This is a genomic window from Bradyrhizobium viridifuturi, assembly GCF_001238275.1.
Taxonomy (GTDB): Bacteria; Pseudomonadota; Alphaproteobacteria; order Rhizobiales; family Xanthobacteraceae; genus Bradyrhizobium; species Bradyrhizobium viridifuturi.
Genome location: NZ_LGTB01000014.1, coordinates 98,708 through 114,527, shown reverse-complemented (window position 1 = coordinate 114,527; position 15,820 = coordinate 98,708). Strand labels below are relative to the sequence as shown.

13 protein-coding genes and 1 pseudogene are annotated in these 15,820 nt (G+C 66.0%); 8 read left to right on the top strand and 6 right to left on the bottom strand.

What is annotated here, in order from left to right:
• Positions 1-9: 9 nt before the first annotated feature.
• From ALC15_RS14920 to ALC15_RS14910, 3 genes are read right to left on the bottom strand one after another with little or no spacing between them, the layout of a single operon-like run.
• The gene (locus ALC15_RS14920; RefSeq protein ID WP_050627876.1) at positions 10-2,244 is read right to left on the bottom strand and encodes an acyl-CoA dehydrogenase family protein; all 2,235 of its coding nucleotides are present in this window, start codon (positions 2,242-2,244) and stop codon (positions 10-12) included.
• 8 nt (positions 2,245-2,252) lie between these two features.
• Positions 2,253-3,062 (bottom strand): enoyl-CoA hydratase/isomerase family protein, encoded by an 810-nt coding sequence (locus ALC15_RS14915; protein WP_244486091.1) that lies wholly within the window; start codon positions 3,060-3,062, stop codon positions 2,253-2,255.
• Positions 3,063-3,118: 56 nt separating this feature from the next.
• On the bottom strand, positions 3,119-3,985 hold the full coding sequence (locus ALC15_RS14910; protein WP_050627874.1) for a FadR/GntR family transcriptional regulator: 867 nt from the start codon (positions 3,983-3,985) through the stop codon (positions 3,119-3,121).
• 15 nt (positions 3,986-4,000) lie between these two features.
• On the opposite strand from ALC15_RS14910, the pseudogene ALC15_RS46215 reads away from it, so the two are divergent.
• From ALC15_RS46215 to ALC15_RS14900, 3 genes and pseudogenes are all read left to right on the top strand, one after another.
• Positions 4,001-4,519, top strand: a pseudogene (locus tag ALC15_RS46215) (acyl-CoA dehydrogenase family protein); the annotation flags it as partial.
• A gap of 107 nt (positions 4,520-4,626) precedes the next feature.
• On the top strand, positions 4,627-5,205 hold the full coding sequence (locus tag ALC15_RS46210) for an acyl-CoA dehydrogenase family protein (RefSeq protein WP_244486090.1): 579 nt from the start codon (positions 4,627-4,629) through the stop codon (positions 5,203-5,205).
• A gap of 56 nt (positions 5,206-5,261) precedes the next feature.
• Complete coding sequence (locus ALC15_RS14900; protein ID WP_167350148.1) at positions 5,262-6,461, top strand: ABC transporter substrate-binding protein; 1,200 nt, start codon at positions 5,262-5,264, stop codon at positions 6,459-6,461.
• Between the two features lie 44 nt (positions 6,462-6,505).
• Here the strand turns inward: ALC15_RS14900 and hutU are convergent, their stop codons facing one another.
• From hutU to hutI, 3 genes are read right to left on the bottom strand one after another with little or no spacing between them, the layout of a single operon-like run.
• A complete protein-coding gene (gene hutU / locus ALC15_RS14895; protein WP_050627872.1) occupies positions 6,506-8,176 on the bottom strand; it encodes a urocanate hydratase in 1,671 nt (556 codons plus the stop codon).
• A gap of 18 nt (positions 8,177-8,194) precedes the next feature.
• Positions 8,195-9,754: a histidine ammonia-lyase gene (gene hutH / locus ALC15_RS14890; RefSeq protein ID WP_050627871.1), complete on the bottom strand. Its 1,560-nt coding sequence runs from the start codon at positions 9,752-9,754 to the stop codon at positions 8,195-8,197.
• Positions 9,751-10,965, bottom strand: coding sequence for an imidazolonepropionase (hutI, locus tag ALC15_RS14885; protein ID WP_050627870.1), 1,215 nt, complete (start codon positions 10,963-10,965; stop codon positions 9,751-9,753). Before hutI ends, hutH begins: the two co-directional genes overlap by 4 nt.
• 85 nt (positions 10,966-11,050) lie before the next feature.
• Here hutI and ALC15_RS14880 point away from each other — a divergent pair, with 85 nt between their 5' ends.
• The 5 genes from ALC15_RS14880 to ALC15_RS14860 all read left to right on the top strand — a co-directional run bounded on the left by ALC15_RS14880 (position 11,051) and on the right by ALC15_RS14860 (position 15,774).
• On the top strand, positions 11,051-12,409 hold the full coding sequence (locus ALC15_RS14880; RefSeq protein WP_050627869.1) for a formimidoylglutamate deiminase: 1,359 nt from the start codon (positions 11,051-11,053) through the stop codon (positions 12,407-12,409).
• The gene (gene hutC, locus ALC15_RS14875) at positions 12,406-13,146 is read left to right on the top strand and encodes a histidine utilization transcriptional repressor HutC (RefSeq protein ID WP_050627868.1); all 741 of its coding nucleotides are present in this window, start codon (positions 12,406-12,408) and stop codon (positions 13,144-13,146) included. Before ALC15_RS14880 ends, hutC begins: the two co-directional genes overlap by 4 nt.
• Before the next feature lie 128 nt (positions 13,147-13,274).
• Positions 13,275-14,219 (top strand): ABC transporter substrate-binding protein, encoded by a 945-nt coding sequence (locus ALC15_RS14870; protein WP_050627867.1) that lies wholly within the window; start codon positions 13,275-13,277, stop codon positions 14,217-14,219.
• Positions 14,219-14,992 (top strand): ABC transporter permease, encoded by a 774-nt coding sequence (locus ALC15_RS14865; RefSeq protein ID WP_050627866.1) that lies wholly within the window; start codon positions 14,219-14,221, stop codon positions 14,990-14,992. The genes ALC15_RS14870 and ALC15_RS14865 overlap by 1 nt, the downstream gene beginning before the upstream one ends.
• Positions 14,989-15,774 carry an ABC transporter ATP-binding protein gene (locus ALC15_RS14860; RefSeq protein WP_050627865.1) on the top strand — a complete coding sequence of 262 codons (786 nt, stop codon included), beginning with the start codon at positions 14,989-14,991 and terminating at the stop codon, positions 15,772-15,774. Before ALC15_RS14865 ends, ALC15_RS14860 begins: the two co-directional genes overlap by 4 nt.
• Positions 15,775-15,820: the final 46 nt, after the last annotated feature.

Here is a 15,820-nt window from a genome sequence, read left to right as displayed (position 1 = left end):
CGATCTCTCCTATCTCGGCAGCCCGAGCGCGCGTTGCGCGATCAGGCTGCGCTGGATTTCGTTAGTCCCGATGCTGATGACCCACATCAGCGAATGCCGCAGGTTCTGCTCGAAGCGGCCATTGTCGATCGCGCCCGGCATCTGCTCGGACAGCGCGGCGCGCATCCCGAGGATGTCGAGCGCAGCCTCGCCGAAGCGTTCCATCAGCTCGCCGGAAAACACCTTGCTGATCGCGCCATATTCCGGCGGAGTCACGCCATCGGCGGCAAGCTCGGCGCAATGCATCATCAATTGCCGGCCGATCTCGATCTCGGAGGCCAGCGTCGCCATCCTGTCGCGGACGATCGGGTCGCCGGCCAGCGACCGATCGCCTTCCCCCGCCATCACATGCGCACGCAACTGCTCGAAGGCATGCGCGACCTTCAACACGATGCCGCCGCCGACCAGTCCGCGCTCGAACGCCAGCGCGCCGGTCAACACTTTCCAGCCGCCATTGATCTCGCCGACGAGGTTCTCGGCGGGAATGCGGACATTGTCGTAGAAGATGTTGGCGAACGTGCCGTCATACATCGTTGCGGACGGACGTATCGTAATCCCCGGCGCATCCATCGGCACGATGAACATGCTGATGCCGGCATGCGGCGGCTTGGCGTCCTTGTCGGTCCGCGCGGCGAGGAACATGTATTTTCCCCACCAGGTGGTGGTCCAGATCTTCTGACCGTTGATCACCCAATGATCGCCGTCCCTCACGGCGCTGGTGCGCAGCGCCGCAAGGTCGGAGCCCGCCTGCGGCTCGCTGTAGCCCATGCCATGCATGGCCTCGCCGCGCAGGATCTCCGGAAGGTACTGCTGCTGCTGTTCCGGCGTGCCAAACATCATCAGCGCATTGGCCTGGATCGCCGCGCCGATCCGCGGCGCCTCGCCCTGCTCCATCGTCTCCATGAACGCGATCTGCTCCAGCGGGGAGCGTGCCTGGCCGCCGAACACTTCCGGCCAACCGAGGCCGATCCAGCCGGTGTCACCGATATCGCGGGCGAAGCCGGCATCGAATTCGCGCTTGGCGAACGGTTTCTGATCGAACGCGTCCTTCCGTCGTCCGGACCAGTTTTGCGCGAGCCAGCTTCGGACCTGCTCACGAAACGCATTTCCGGCAGTCCCGAGGTCGTATTGCGGCAGCCCTGCACCACCGGCATCCAACAGCCGGCTGGCCAGCCTGCGCTTTGCATCGGAGGCACCGCCGAGGGCGACCGTATCGAGATGCACGCGCTTGAAATGGATCGGCGCCTCGTGCTCCTCGGCATAGCCGATCGCTCCGAACGTATGCTGCGTCTCCAGCGCGACTTGCCGCAGCGCGCTGCCGGAGAAAGCCGATGCGCAATCGGCGAAGTAGTGCCAATCGACCTCGCCGGCATCATGCAGCCTGGCGGTGTGATCGAGGATCAGCCTGACTCCTTCGAGCGCGATCAGGCAATTCGCCAGCTTGTGCTGGATCGCCTGGAACCTGCCGATCGGTTGCCCGAACTGGTGTCGCTCCCTGGCGTAGTCAACGGCCAGCTCAAACGCACGCCGCGCAGCGCCGCAAGCGCGTGCGGTCAACATCGCCTTGCCCTTGATGCGGAGCTCGTTCAGGTCGACGCTGCCTGCCGGAATAGGTGTGAGCGGGGCTGCGTTCAGCCGCACCTCATGGAGCCCCCACGCCCCCATCGCACGGGTGGCGACGCATTCGACGCCGGGGCCGCTGAGCTCGATCAGCGCAAGATGAGCCTGATCCAGTGCGACGAGGAGATGCGTGGCACTTCCCGCGGCCTCGACACAGCGGAGCACGCCCGTTGCCGCGCTGTTCGCGGCCTCGATCGAACCGGTGCCGCGATCCGGATCCAGCGCGCCGAACGAGAAGGCGACGGTCACCGTCCCGGAATGCAGCCGCGCCAGCAGGTCGGTCACGACGTCGGCCTGCGATCCGGAAATCGCAAGATTGGCCAGCGCCGCCGACCACATCGGCGCCGGACATCCGACACGGCCAAGCTCGGCCATGACGACGAGGATCTCGGCGAGCCCGCCTTCATCCCCCTGCGCCCCAAGAGCGGCTACGCCCTGCCCGACCAGCTTGCGCCAGACCGCCGATATCTCGTCCGGCGAGGACGACGCCGTCGTGCCGCGCGGACGCCAATGCTCGTCGAGGAATCCACGCAGGGAATACCTCAGCATCGCCGTGACGTCGTCGGGCTGTTCGGTCGCCGTCATCGCCCGGCCTAGCCCTGACCGAACCTGGGCTTGCGCTTCTCCTTGAATGACATCGTCGCTTCCTTGTGGTCGGCAGTCTCGAACGTCACCTGCTCCAACGCCATCGAGGCCTCCAGCAGCATGTTGACGCGTTCCTTGACGATCTGGTTGATCGACAGCTTGGTCCAGCGAATGGCCCAGGTCGGACCGTTCGCGAGTTCGAGAGCGATCTCGCGGGCCTTCGCCAGCACCTCTGCGCGCGGCGCGACGTGATTGACCAGCCCGATCCGCTCGGCCTCCTTGCCCTTCAGCAGGGTGCCGCGGATCAGGAATTCCTTGGCCTTGTTGATGCCGATCAGGAGCGGCCAGATCACGGTGCCGCCGTCGCCTGCGACCAGGCCGACGCGGGAAACGTGGGTGTCGCCGATCCGCGCGTCCTCGGCCATCACGGTGATGTCGCAGAGCAGCGCATGGGTCGCCGCCAGGCCGATGGCGTCACCGTTGATCGCCGCGATGATCGGCTTGTCGAGCTCGAGCTGGCGCGTCACGCCGCGCCGGCTGATCATCGGATCGTGCACCTCGCCCTCTTCGAGCACGTCGCCGCCGGGCCGCTCCGACATCGCCTTCACGTCGCCGCCGACGCTGAAGAAGTCACCGGCGCCGGTCAGCACCACGACGTTGACGGCGTGATCGTCGGCGAGGTCGTCCCAGATCGTGCGCAGCTCGCGGATCAGCTTCTGATTGATGGCGTTGCGCGCCTGCGGCCGATTCAAGGTCACGGTCGCGACCTTGTCGGCGACATCGACCGTCAGGCATTCATACTTGGCGTAGTTGGACACGTTTGCCTCCATTGTTATTGCTGTTTGAGTGTTGATTTGTTCGCGGGCTGAGCGCGTTACCGGCGCATCCCGGGCTGCACGTCCGCCAATGCGACGTGGAGCGACATCGCCCCCGGGTCCTGCTCCAGCATCCGCTGCACGGATTCCAGGTGCGACCGCAGCAGCCGGCTCGCCAGCGCCACGTCTCGTTCGCTCAGCGCCGCCAGGAATTGGCGCCGCTTCTCCGTCAGCCGCGCCATCGCAACGCCGCTCGAGGCGACCTTGGCATAGACGAAGCGCATGTGTATCTCGGTGACCGAGTCAACGATCATCGCAATCACCTTGTTGCCGGTCGACGCCGCCAGCAGCTTGTAGAATTCGCGCGAGCATTCGACCCGGTCGAGCAGGCGTCCTTCCCTGGTCGCAAGCTCCGTCCGCTCGATATTGGCTTCCAGCGCATCGAGGTCGGCCCGGCGCGCGTTCGCGCAGGCGAGCTGCACCACGAGGTCGAGCACGTGGACCCGCGCCTCCGACAACTCCCGCACCGAGATCGTCCCGAGGCTCAGCATGTCGCGCATCACCTCGTTCATGCGTCGGGTGTCGCCCTGCTGGATGAAGGCGCCGCCTTTGACACCCTTCTGCAGCTTCAGAACGCCGGCCATTTCGAGGCTGCGCAGTGCCTCGCGCAGCACGTTACGGCTGACACCGAGCTGCTGCGCGAGCTCGCGCTCGGCTGGCAGCTTGTCGCCGGGCTTCAGAACGCCGAGCGCCAGCTGCTCGCGAATCCGCTCGCAGATCTCCTCGAATGTCCGCCTTGTGTGGATCGGCTTGAATGTCGGCGCGGCCGCCGCTCCGGCGGTGCGCAGATCAGAGGCTCGCTCCCGCCGGTTCGGCGAGGCGGTACGGGGGCGCCGCGGCGCGCGAGGACTTGACTTGGTGCTCATGCGGTGAATTATTAAATGGATCACCCATTCAATGGAAGCCCCTTTTTCGGCTTCCGGCAAAGAAAACGACGGGGAGTCCGTATGAGTTTTTCCGAAGAGCAGGTCGCGTTCCGCGACAACGTGCGCAGGATGGTCGCCAAGCACGTGGCGCCGATCGCCGCCGAGATCGACGAGACCGACCGCTTTCCGCTGGAGCTGGTCAAGCTGTTCGGCGAGATGGGATTGATGCAGCTCTGGGTGCCGGAGCGCTATGACGGCCCGAACGGCAATCTCACCATGGCCTGCATCGCGCGCGAGGAGATCTCGAAGGTCTCGCCGGCATGCGCCTCGATCGCGGCGCTCAACACCATGTTCATCATGCCGCTGCTGCATTTCGGCTCGGAAGAGCAGCGCCGCAAATACCTGCCGATCATCGCCAAGGGCGGCGTGGTCACGGCGATCGCGATCTCGGAGCCGCAGGCCGGCTCCGACGTCGCCGCGCTCAACACCCGCGCCCGCAAGGACGGCGACAGCTACGTCCTCAACGGCCGCAAGCAATGGTGCAGCTACGGTGTCGTCGCCGACTACATCGTGGTGATGGCGCGGACCAGTGACGGCGCCGGCGCGACGGCATCAGCGCCTTCATCGTCGAGCCGAAGACAATGCCGGGCATCACGTTCGGCCGCCACGAGCGCAAGATGGGCTTTCGCGGCGCCCCCAATACGCCGATCTTCTTCGACAACGTCAGGGTCCCGGCCGAAAACCTCGTCGGCGAGGAGGGCAAGGGTTTCCGCGCGTCGATGCGCGCGCTCGACCTCAACCGCCCGACCATCGGTGCCCAGTCGGTCGGCCTCGCGCAGGGCGCGCTCGATGCGTGCATCGCCTACGCAAAGGAACGCAAGCAGTTCAAGAAGCCGATCGCCGAATTCCAGGGCGTGCAGTTCATGCTCGCCGACATGGCGATGCAGATCGAGGCGGCGCGCGCGCTGGTCTATGAATGCGCCCGGGCCGGCGATGCCGGCGACTGGAAGCGGCTCAACGTGCTTGCCAGCATGGCGAAATGCGTCGGCAGCGACATGGCCATGAAGGTGGCGACCGACGCGGTCCAGATCTTCGGCGGCTACGGCTACACCATGGACTATCCGGTCGAGCGCATGATGCGCGACGCCAAGCTGACCCAGATTTTCGAGGGCACCAACCAGATCCAGCGGGTGGTGATCGCCCGCGAGCTGCTGCGCTAGCTAGTCCGATTTCAACAAGAAACAGATTACAGGGAGAAACGACCTTGAACCACCTCATCGACCGGGCGTTGGCGGCGATTGCGCTGTCGGCCCTCCTGGCGGCGCCCGCCTACGCCCAGAAGGCCTATGGTCCCGGCGCCAGCGACACCGAGATCAAGCTCGGCCAGTCGACGCCGCTGAGCGGACCGGCCTCCGCCTTCGGCGCCGGCGCCGGCCGCGCCGTGGTCGGCTATTTCGAGATGCTGAACGCGAAAGGCGGCATCAACGGCCGCAAGATCAACTTCACCCAGCTCGACAACGCCTACAGCGCGCCGAAGGCGGTCGAGCAATCCCGCAAGCTGATCGAGGATGTCGGCGTCCTGGCCGAGGTCGGCACGATCGGCACCGCGCCGAACGTCGCGATCCAGAAATACCTCAACGCCAAGCAGGTGCCGCAGCTGTTCATCACCGCCGGCGGACGGCGTTTCAACGATCCCAAGACCTTCCCGTGGACGGTCCCGCTCTACCCGGACTTCGAAACCGAAGGCCGCGTCGTCGCCAAGTACATCCTGACCGCAAAGCCGGACGCCAAGATCGGCGTGCTGTATCAGAATGACGACTACGGCAAGGACTATCTCAAAGGCCTCCGCGGCGGTCTCGGCGCGAAGGCCGAGCTGATCGTCGCCCAGGCCTCCTACGAGCTCGCCGACCCGACGATCGATTCGCAGATCGTCCAGCTCAAGGCCGCCGGCGTCGACACGCTGATCGAGCAGTCGTCGTCGAAGGCCGCCGCGCAGTCGATCCGCAAGGTCTACGAGCTCGGCTGGAAGCCGCTGCACATCATCGGCGGCTCGACGGCATCGGTCGAAACCATCCTGAAGCCGGCGGGCCTCGAAGCCTCGAAAGGGCTGGTCACCACGCAATTCCTTAAGCAGCCCGGCGATCCGGCCTGGGCCAATGACGACGAGGTCAAGGCTTACAAGGATTTTCTGAAGACCTACGCGCCTTCGGCCAATCCGGACGACTATTCCGTGCTTGTCGCCTATATGAACGTGCACGCCCTCGAGCTGGCGCTGCGCAAATGCGGCGACGACCTGACCCGCGAGAACCTGATCAAGCAGGCGACCTCGCTGAACGGCGAGCGGCTGCCGATGATGCTGCCGGGCATCTCGATCGGCACACGCCCCGGCGACTACACGCCGTTCAGAACCCTGCGGATCGCGACATTCAATGGCGAAAGCTGGTCGCTGACCGGCGAACCGCTGTCGGCGGATTGAAGTGGTCGGCGAGGTCCTTTGAGCGGCGCCTCGCCGACGCCACCTCACGCCCGCAGGCTCGGAAGATCTAGGCCGTTGGCGCGCGCGCACTCGATCGCCGTCTCATAGCCGGCGTCGGCGTGGCGCATCACGCCTGTCGCCGGGTCGTTCCACAGCACGCGCTCGAGCCGGCGCGCCGCCTCCGGCGTGCCGTCGGCGACGATCACCATGCCGGCATGCTGCGAATACCCGATGCCGACGCCGCCGCCGTGATGCAACGACACCCAGGTGGCGCCGCTCGCACAGTTGAGCAGCGCATTGAGCAGCGGCCAGTCCGACACCGCGTCGGAGCCGTCGCGCATCGCCTCGGTCTCGCGGTTCGGGCTCGCCACCGAGCCGCTGTCGAGATGATCGCGGCCGATCACGATCGGCGCCCTCAGCTCGCCGCGCGCCACCATCTCGTTGAAGGCAAGGCCGAGGCGATGGCGATCGCCGAGGCCGACCCAGCAGATTCGCGCCGGCAGTCCCTGAAACTTGATGCGCGCCTTCGCCATGTCGAGCCAATTGTGCAGATGGCCATCGTTGGGCATCAGCTCCTTGACCTTGGCATCGGTCTTGAAGATGTCTTCGGGATCGCCGGACAGCGCCGCCCAGCGGAACGGCCCGACGCCGCGGCAGAACAGCGGACGGATATAGGCCGGGACAAAGCCCGGAAAATCGAACGCCTGCTTGAGGCCCATGTCCTTGGCCATCTGGCGGATGTTGTTGCCGTAGTCGAGCGTCGGGATTCCCTTCGCGTGGAAATCCAGCATGGCCTGGACGTGATCGACCATCGAGGTCTTGGATGCCGTCTCGACCGCCTTCGGATCGGCGGCACGCCGCGTCTCCCACTCGGCGAGCGTCCATCCCTTTGGCAAATAGCCGTTGATCGGATCATGCGCGCTGGTCTGGTCGGTCACGATGTCAGGCCGCACGCCGCGGCGTACCAACTCGGGAAAGATCTCGGCCGCATTGCCGAGCAGGCCGACCGAGACCGGCTTTCCGGACTTGGTCGCGTCGGCAATGATCGTCAGCGCCTCGTCGAGCGTCGCCGCCTGGCGATCGAGATAGCCGGTGCGCAGACGCATCTCGATGCGGCTCGGCTGGCATTCGACGGCGAGCATCGAGGCGCCCGCCATGGTCGCGGCCAGCGGCTGCGCGCCGCCCATGCCACCGAGGCCGGCAGTCAGGATCCATCTGCCAGCGAGGCTGCCGCCATAATGCCGGCGCCCGACCTCGACAAAGGTCTCGTAAGTCCCCTGCACGATGCCCTGGCTCCCGATATAGATCCAGGAGCCGGCCGTCATCTGGCCGAACATCATCAGGCCCTGCCGGTCAAGCTCGTTGAAATGATCGAGCGTCGCCCAATGCGGCACCAGGTTCGAGTTCGCGATCAGGACGCGCGGCGCATCCGTATGGGTGCGGAAGACGCCGACCGGCTTGCCGGATTGCACCAGCAGCGTCTGATCGCCTTCCAGCTTGCGCAACGAGGCGGCGATCCGGTCAAAGCTTTCCCAGTCGCGCGCCGCGCGGCCGATGCCGCCATAGACCACGAGCTCGCTCGGACGCTCGGCGACATCGGGATCCAGATTGTTCATCAGCATGCGCAGCGGCGCTTCGGTCAGCCAGCTCTTTGCGCTGATGTCGCTGCCGCGGGGAGCTCGGATGATGCGTTCATTGTCCAGTCGGCGATTCATGGCGGGTGCCCCTGTCGGCTAAGCGAATTTTGGAAACGGATCGATGGAAAGGGCCGCGAGCGCAGCCGTGGGCAACGCGTCGGCTTCGATTAGCCTCGCCGCCCGCGCAAGATCGTCGGCCATGTAGCGGTCCGCGGCGAGCGCCGGAACACGCGCGCGCAAGGCGGCAATCACCGCGCTGAGCGGCGCGCTGGTCGCATGCGGTGCTCGCAGCGTGATGCCCTGCGCCGCGACCAAGAGCTCGATGCCGAGAATGGACGCGAGGTTGTCGGCCATGTCGGACAGCCGGCGCGCAGCATGCGCGGCCATCGAGACGTGATCCTCCTGGTTGGCGCTGGTCGGCGTCGAATCGATCGAGCACGGCATCGCGCGCTGCTTGTTCTCGGCATAGAGCGCCGCCGCCGTGACCTCGGCGATCATGAACCCGGAATTGATGCCGGGTTCGGGCGTCAGGAACGGCGGCAAGCCGAAGTTCAAAGCGGGGTCGACCAGCGTCGCGATCCGGCGTTCGCTGGTGGCGCCGATCTCCGAGAGCGCCAGCGCGATCTGGTCGGCGGCGAATGCGACCGGCTCGGCGTGGAAATTGCCGCCCGAGACGATCTCGTCGGTCTCGACCAGCACCAGCGGATTATCGGTGACGGCATTGGCCTCAATGGTCAGCCCGCGCGCAGCCTGCACGAGCAGATCGAGCGCGGCGCCCGCGACCTGCGGCTGGCAGCGCAGGCAGTAAGGGTCCTGTACGCGCTCGTCGCCTTCGAGATGCGACTGTCTGATATCGCTGCCATCAAGCAGCGCAGTCAAGGTCGCGGCCGCCGCGATCTGCCCATCATGGCCGCGCAAGGCCTGGATCTCGGGTCGAAACGGCACCGTGGAAGCCATTGCCGCGTCGACCGACAGCGCACCGGTCACCAGTGCGGCACACGCCAGCCGATGCGCGCGCAGCAGGCCCGAAATCGCATAGGCGGTCGAGAACTGCGTGCCGTTGATCAGCGCGAGCCCCTCCTTGGGGCCGAGCGTCAATGGCGCGAGGCCGGCGGCGGCCAGCGCTTCGTGACCCGGCACGATCTTGCCATCGCGGAACGCCTGCCCCTCCCCGATCATGACTGCGGTCATGTGGGCGAGCGGCGCGAGATCGCCGGAGGCGCCGACCGAACCCTGCTGCGGCACCAGCGGAGTGACGCCGCGTGCCAGCATGCCCTGCAACTGCTCGATGATTTCGCGCCGGACGCCGGACGCGCCGCGCCCGAGCGAGATCACCTTCAACGCCATCATCAGGCGCACGATCGGCTCGGGCGTGGCCGGACCTACCCCGCAGCAATGCGACAGAATGAGGTTGCGCTGAAGCAGCGCGGTCTGATCGGGCGCGATGCGCGTCGATGCCAGCTTCCCGAATCCGGTATTGATGCCGTAGGCGGGAATGTCGGTCTGCGCCGCCTTCGCCACGATCTGCGCCGCGGCGTCGACGCGCGGCCAGAACGATGCGTGGAGCTCGACGCTCGCCCCCGCGAGCACGCGCGCGAGCACATCAAGGCCGACTGTCCCGGGCGTCACGACGATGGGCGCATCCCGATCGCTCATTGGCCCCTCCACACCCGGCGGTGCAACGGATTGAAGCCGATCCGGTAGACCAGTTCGGCGGGACGCTCGACGTCCCAGATCGCCAGATCGCAGGATTTGCCGGCCTCGAGCGTACCGGTCTCGGCGAAAAGGCCGAGCGCCCGGGCCCCTTCCCGCGTCACACCTGCGAGACATTCGGCGACCGTCATCCGGAACAGTGTCGCACCCATGTTCATCGCAAGCAGCAGCGAGGTCAGCGGCGAGCTGCCGGGATTGCAGTCGGTCGCCAGCGCCATCGGCACGCCGTGCTTGCGGAACAGCTCGACCGGCGGCATCTGCGTCTCGCGAATGAAATAGAACGCGCCGGGCAGCAACACGGCCGCTGTTCCTGCCTTCGCCATCGCAGCGGCGCCGGCTTCATCGGTATGCTCAAGATGATCGGCCGACAGCGCCGAGAATTTCGCGGCGAGTGCCGCACCGCCGAGATTCGACAGCTGGTCCGCGTGCAGCTTCACCGGCAATCCCAACGCGCACGCCGCCGCGAACACGCGAGCCGTCTGCTCTCCGGAAAATGCGATGCCTTCCATGAACGCGTCGACGGCATCGGCAAGGCCGGCCTTTGCCACGGCCGGGAGCATCTCGTTGCAAACCAGATCGATGTAGCGATCCTTGTCGCCATTGGCTTCCGGCGGCAGTGCATGCGCACCGAGGAAAGAGGTGCGGATCGCAACCTTTCGCAACCGGCCGAGCGCGCGGGCGGCCGCCAGCTGGCGCATCTCGGTCCCGGCATCGAGACCATAACCGGACTTGATCTCGACGGTGGTTGCGCCCTCACCGATCAACGCGTCGAGCCGCGGCAGCGCGCCGGCAACGAGCTCGGCTTCGGTCGCCTTGCGTGTTGCCGCCACTGTCGAGACGATGCCGCCGCCTGCGCGCGCGATCTCCTCATAGCTCGCGCCCTTGAGACGAAGCTCGAACTCATGCGCGCGATTGCCGCCAAATACGAGATGAGTATGGCAATCGACCAAGCCGGGCGTGATCCACCGGCCGGCGCAATCGATCCGTTCGACGGCATCCGCATCCACGGGAAAATCTGCCTGCGCGCCGGCATAGACGATGCGGCCGTCACGCGCCGCGATCAATCCTCGCTCGATCTCGCCGAGATCGGCGCGGTCGCCGCGCATCGTGGCGAGCCGGGCATTGTGCCAGATACGGTCGAAGCGCTCTGCCATGCGGACGTCCCCTCAAGGTGGGATGCTTGACTTATATGTCTAGACATATAATCGTGTCCGGGTTCTGTCCAGCCGGCATGGAAAAATGACCCGACTGCATTTCGCATTCGCGCTGCTGCCCTCCGGTTGGGCCAATGACGTGCGGGTCGAGCTCACCGGCGGCGCGATCGCCGCGGTGACGGCAGGTGTTGCGCCCGCCGCCGGCGACGAACGTCACCAATTGGCGGTTCCCGGATTGGCGAGCCTGCACAGCCACGCCTTTCAGCGCGGCATGGCCGGCCTCGCGGAACTGCGCGGCGATACGACCGACACGTTCTGGACCTGGCGCGAGACCATGTATCGCTTCGCGCTGACGATGACGCCTGACGACGTCGCTGCCGTTGCCACCCTGCTCTATGTCGAGATGCTCGAGCGCGGCTTCACCCGTGTCGGCGAGTTTCATTATCTCCACCATGATCGCGACGGCTCGCCTTACGCCAATCCGGCCGAGATGGCCGTGCGCATCGCGGATGCGTCTGAAGCCTCCGGCATCGGGCTCACTTTGTTGCCGAGCTTCTACGCTCACAGCACGTTCGGTGGCGCCGCGCCGCATGCCGGACAGCGCCGCTTCATCTGCTCGATCGACCAGTTCGCGGCGCTGATGGCGGCCTCGCGCGATGCGATCCGAGATCTGGCCGGCGCCAATATCGGCATCGCCCCGCACAGCCTGCGCGCGGTGGCGCCGGATGAACTCGCGGCGATCATTCCGCTTGCCGGAGCGAATCCGATCCACATCCACGCCGCCGAACAGGTGCGCGAGGTGGAGGATTGCGTTACCTGGTCGGGACAGCGGCCGGTGCAGTGGCTGCTCGAACACGCGCCCGTCGACCAGCGCTGGTGTCTGATTCACGCGACCCACATGACGGAGCAGGAAGTCACGGCGCTCGCCGGCAGCGGCGCTGTCGCCGGCCTCTGCCCCATCACCGAAGCAAGCCTCGGCGACGGTATCTTCTCGGCGCGTGAATTCCTCGCCGCGGGCGGCCGGTTCGGCATCGGAACCGATTCCAACGTGCTGGTCGGCGTCGCCGACGAACTGCGCCAGCTTGAATACGGCCAGCGGCTGAAGCACCGCGAGCGCAATGTGCTCTCGGGGCGCCCCGGCGCGTCCACCGGCCGTGCCCTGTTCGATCACGCACTCGCGGGCGGTGCGCAAGCTCTGGCACAGGCCAGGTCAGGACTTGTACCCGGCGCCCGCGCCGACATCGTCAGCCTCGACACCGCGCATCCGTCGCTGGCGGGACGGTCGGGCGATGCAGTGCTCGACGGCTGGCTGTTTGCGGCCGGCAGCGATGCGATCGACTGCGTCTGGGCCGGCGGTGACAGGCTGGTCGCCGGCGGACGACACCGGCTGCGCGACAGGGCGCGCGAGCGGTTCAACGCCAGCGTCCGGAGACTCCTCGCATGAGCCTCGCCTCCGATCGAGCCAAACCCAATGCAGCCAAGCCGACGCTGTACAAACGGATCCGGCTCGACATCGAGACACGGATCCTGACCGGCGAGTGGCCGCCCGGTCACCGCATCCCGTTCGAACACCAGTTGATGGCGCGCTATCGCTGCTCGCGGATGACCGTGAACAAAGCGCTGTCGGAACTGGCGCAGGCCGACCTGATCGAGCGGCGACGGCGCGCCGGCTCATTCGTGCGCCGTCCGCAGCATATGTCGGCGGTGCTCAAGATCGCCGACATCAGGGCCGAGATCACCGCCCTCGGCCGCGCTTACGGCTATCAGCTGATCGATTGCCGACGCCGCACCGCGACGTCGGCCGATCGCGCCCGGCTCGGCGTCAGCACCGCCGGCAAGGTGATCGCGATCGCCTGCCGCCACAGCGCCGACAACGTGCCGTTCGCCGTCGAGGACAGGCTGATCGATCTCTCCACGGTTCCGGAAGCCGCGAAGGCCGATTTTGCGCGCGAACCGCCGGGATCATGGCTGCTGCATCACGTGCCGTGGACCGAAGCCGAACACACGATCAGCGCCGTCGTTGCCGATGATCACACGGCAAAGGCTCTCGACATCGCGGTCGGCGCGCCCTGCCTCGTGATCGATCGCTACACCTGGCGCAGCGCGCGCACGGTGACGGCGGTGCGGCTGCATTATCCAGGCGAGACGCACCGTCTGGTGGCGCGCTTCAAGGGAGGCTGACGGATCTTTGTTGCGGCACAGTTCATGCAATGCATGATGCGCCACAACGTGCTTCATGCGGCAATCCGCCGCGACTGACGAGAGACCATCAACAGGGTTCAATCCATCATTTCGCAAAGGGGGTAATCATGCGTTCTGTCAAAGTACTTCCAGCAATCATCGCTCTACTGGCGTCCACCGCCGCGTTCGCTGACGACATCAAGGTCGGCGTCGGCATCTCCGGATGGACCGGCTTCGCGCCGCTGACGCTCGCCAAGGAGGCCGGCATCTTCAAGAAGAACGGCCTCGATGTCACGCTGAAGAAGATTCCGCAGAAGGATCGCCATCTCGCGATCGCTTCGGGCGACATCCAGTGCGCAGCGACGACGGTCGAAACCTGGATCTCCTGGAATGCCAATGGCGTCGCGACCAAGCAGATCTTCCAGCTCGACAAGAGCTATGGCGCCGACGGGATGGCCGTGCGCAACGACGTCGCCGCGATCAAGGACCTCAAGGGCAAGACCGTCGCGGCCTCGGCGCCGGGCACCTCGCCGTATTTCGCGCTGGCCTGGATGCTGAAGAAGAACGGCCTCACGGTGAAGGACGTCACCGTGGTCAATTTGGAGCCGGCCGCCGCGGCGCAGGCCTTCGTCTCCGGCCAGAACGATGCCGCGATGACCTACGAGCCTTATCTGTCGACGGTGCGCGCCGCGCCCGACAAAGGCAAGATCATCGCCACTACGCTCGACTACCCGATCGTGATGGACACGTTCGGCTGCACGCCGAAATTCCTGACCGACAACCCGAAGGCGGCGCAGGCGCTGGCCAACAGCTACTTCGAGGCACTCGACATGATCGCCAAGGATCAGGCCAAGGCCTATGAGATCATGGGCGCGGACGTGAAGCAGACCGGCGAGCAGTTCGGCAACTCGGCCAAGTACCTGCGCTGGCAGGACAAGGCCGCCAACCAGAAATTCTTCGCCGGCGACTTCCTCTCCTTCAACAAGGACGCCGCCGAGCTCCTGCTCGAGGTCGGCATTATCAAGGCCGCGCCGAAGGTTGAGGACATCTACGACGCCAGCTTCATCAAGTGATGCGTCCTCTCGAACCGACTACATCGAGGCAGCGCGCGGCCTATGGCCTCGCGTTCTTCGTCCTGTTCGTCGCCCTGTGGTCCTGGGCGACGTTCGGCGGCCATGTCTCGAAGACCTTCCTCGCCAACCCGCTGACCATGGTTCAGGAAGGCTATGAGCTGCTCGCCAGGCAGGGCTTCCTGTTCGACATCGGCATGACGATCTGGCGCGTCATCGGCGGCTTTGCGCTTGCCGCCGTGATCGCGGTTCCGATCGGCGTGCTGATGGGTGCCTACAAGCCGGTCGAGGCTTTCCTCGAACCCTTCGTGTCCTTTGCCCGCTATCTGCCCGCCTCCGCCTTCATCCCGCTGCTGATCCTGTGGGCGGGCATCGGCGAGTTGCAGAAGCTGCTGGTGATCTTCATCGGCGCCGTGTTCCAGATCATCCTGATGGTGGCCGTCACCGTCGGCGCCACACGCCGCGACCTGGTCGAAGCCGCCTACACGCTCGGCGCGGGCGACAGCGGCATCATTCGCCGCGTGCTGTTGCCCTCCGCCGCGCCCGAGATCGCCGAAATCCTGCGCTTGGTGCTGGGTTGGGCCTGGACCTACGTCATCGTCGCCGAGCTGATCGGCTCGTCGTCCGGCATCGGCCACATGATCACCGACAGCCAGGCGCTGCTCAATACCGGCCAGATCATCTTCGGCATCATCGTCATCGGGCTGATCGGCCTGATCTCCGATTTCCTGTTCAAGGCGTTCAACGCCTGGCTGTTCCCGTGGAAGCTCGCATGACCCTGCTTCGGATCGATCAGGTCTCGCGCACCTTCCCCGCCCGCGCCGGCAACGCGCCGACCCGGGCGCTGGAGCCGACCACGCTCGACGTCGGCGACAACGACTTCGTTACCATCCTCGGCCCGTCCGGCTGCGGCAAGTCCACACTGCTCCGGATCATTGCCGGCCTCGACCGGCCGACCAGCGGCCGCGTCACCCTCGACGGGCGCGAGGTCACCGGCCCAGGCGCCGATCGTGGCATGGTGTTCCAGTCCTACACGCTGTTTCCCTGGCTGACCGTGCGGGAGAACATCGCGTTCGGGCTGCGCGAGCGCGGCGCCACGCAAGCCGAACGCCATGAGATCGCCGATGCCTTCATCCGCCGGGTCGGGCTGTCGGGCTTCGAAAATCATTGGCCGAAGCAATTGTCGGGAGGCATGCAGCAACGCACCGCGATCGCCCGCGCGCTCGCCAACGATCCAAAAATCCTGCTGCTCGACGAACCGTTCGGCGCGCTCGACAATCAGACCCGCGCGTTGATGCAGGAAATGCTGCTCGGGATCTGGGAGCGCGACCAGAAGACGGTGCTGTTCGTCACCCACGACATCGAGGAAGCGATCTTCCTCGGCAGCCGCGTGATCGTGATGAGCGCACGTCCCGGACGCATCAAGGCCGAGATTGCGGTCGACCTGCCGCATCCCCGCTCCTACAAGATCAAGACCACGCCCGAATTCGTCGCCCTGAAGGAGCGGCTGGTCGAGGAGATCCGCACCGAGGCCCTGAAGGTCGCCGAGCAGGCCTGACGATCAGCCACGCATTCCAGAGCCCGTTCCGATTCAGTCGGAACGG

What these genes read in the sequence shown, in the direction of transcription:
- ALC15_RS14920 (WP_050627876.1), bottom strand. Translation starts at nt 2,244, where the DNA reads ATGACGGCGACCGAACAGCCCGACGACGTCACGGCGATGCTGAGGTAT.
- ALC15_RS14910 (WP_050627874.1), bottom strand. Translation starts at nt 3,985, where the DNA reads ATGAGCACCAAGTCAAGTCCTCGCGCGCCGCGGCGCCCCCGTACCGCC.
- ALC15_RS46210 (WP_244486090.1), top strand. Translation starts at nt 4,627, where the DNA reads ATGCCGGGCATCACGTTCGGCCGCCACGAGCGCAAGATGGGCTTTCGC.
- hutU (WP_050627872.1), bottom strand. Translation starts at nt 8,176, where the DNA reads ATGAATCGCCGACTGGACAATGAACGCATCATCCGAGCTCCCCGCGGC.
- hutH (WP_050627871.1), bottom strand. Translation starts at nt 9,754, where the DNA reads ATGAGCGATCGGGATGCGCCCATCGTCGTGACGCCCGGGACAGTCGGC.
- hutI (WP_050627870.1), bottom strand. Translation starts at nt 10,965, where the DNA reads ATGGCAGAGCGCTTCGACCGTATCTGGCACAATGCCCGGCTCGCCACG.
- ALC15_RS14880 (WP_050627869.1), top strand. Translation starts at nt 11,051, where the DNA reads ATGACCCGACTGCATTTCGCATTCGCGCTGCTGCCCTCCGGTTGGGCC.
- hutC (WP_050627868.1), top strand. Translation starts at nt 12,406, where the DNA reads ATGAGCCTCGCCTCCGATCGAGCCAAACCCAATGCAGCCAAGCCGACG.
- ALC15_RS14870 (WP_050627867.1), top strand. Translation starts at nt 13,275, where the DNA reads ATGCGTTCTGTCAAAGTACTTCCAGCAATCATCGCTCTACTGGCGTCC.
- ALC15_RS14865 (WP_050627866.1), top strand. Translation starts at nt 14,219, where the DNA reads ATGCGTCCTCTCGAACCGACTACATCGAGGCAGCGCGCGGCCTATGGC.
- ALC15_RS14860 (WP_050627865.1), top strand. Translation starts at nt 14,989, where the DNA reads ATGACCCTGCTTCGGATCGATCAGGTCTCGCGCACCTTCCCCGCCCGC.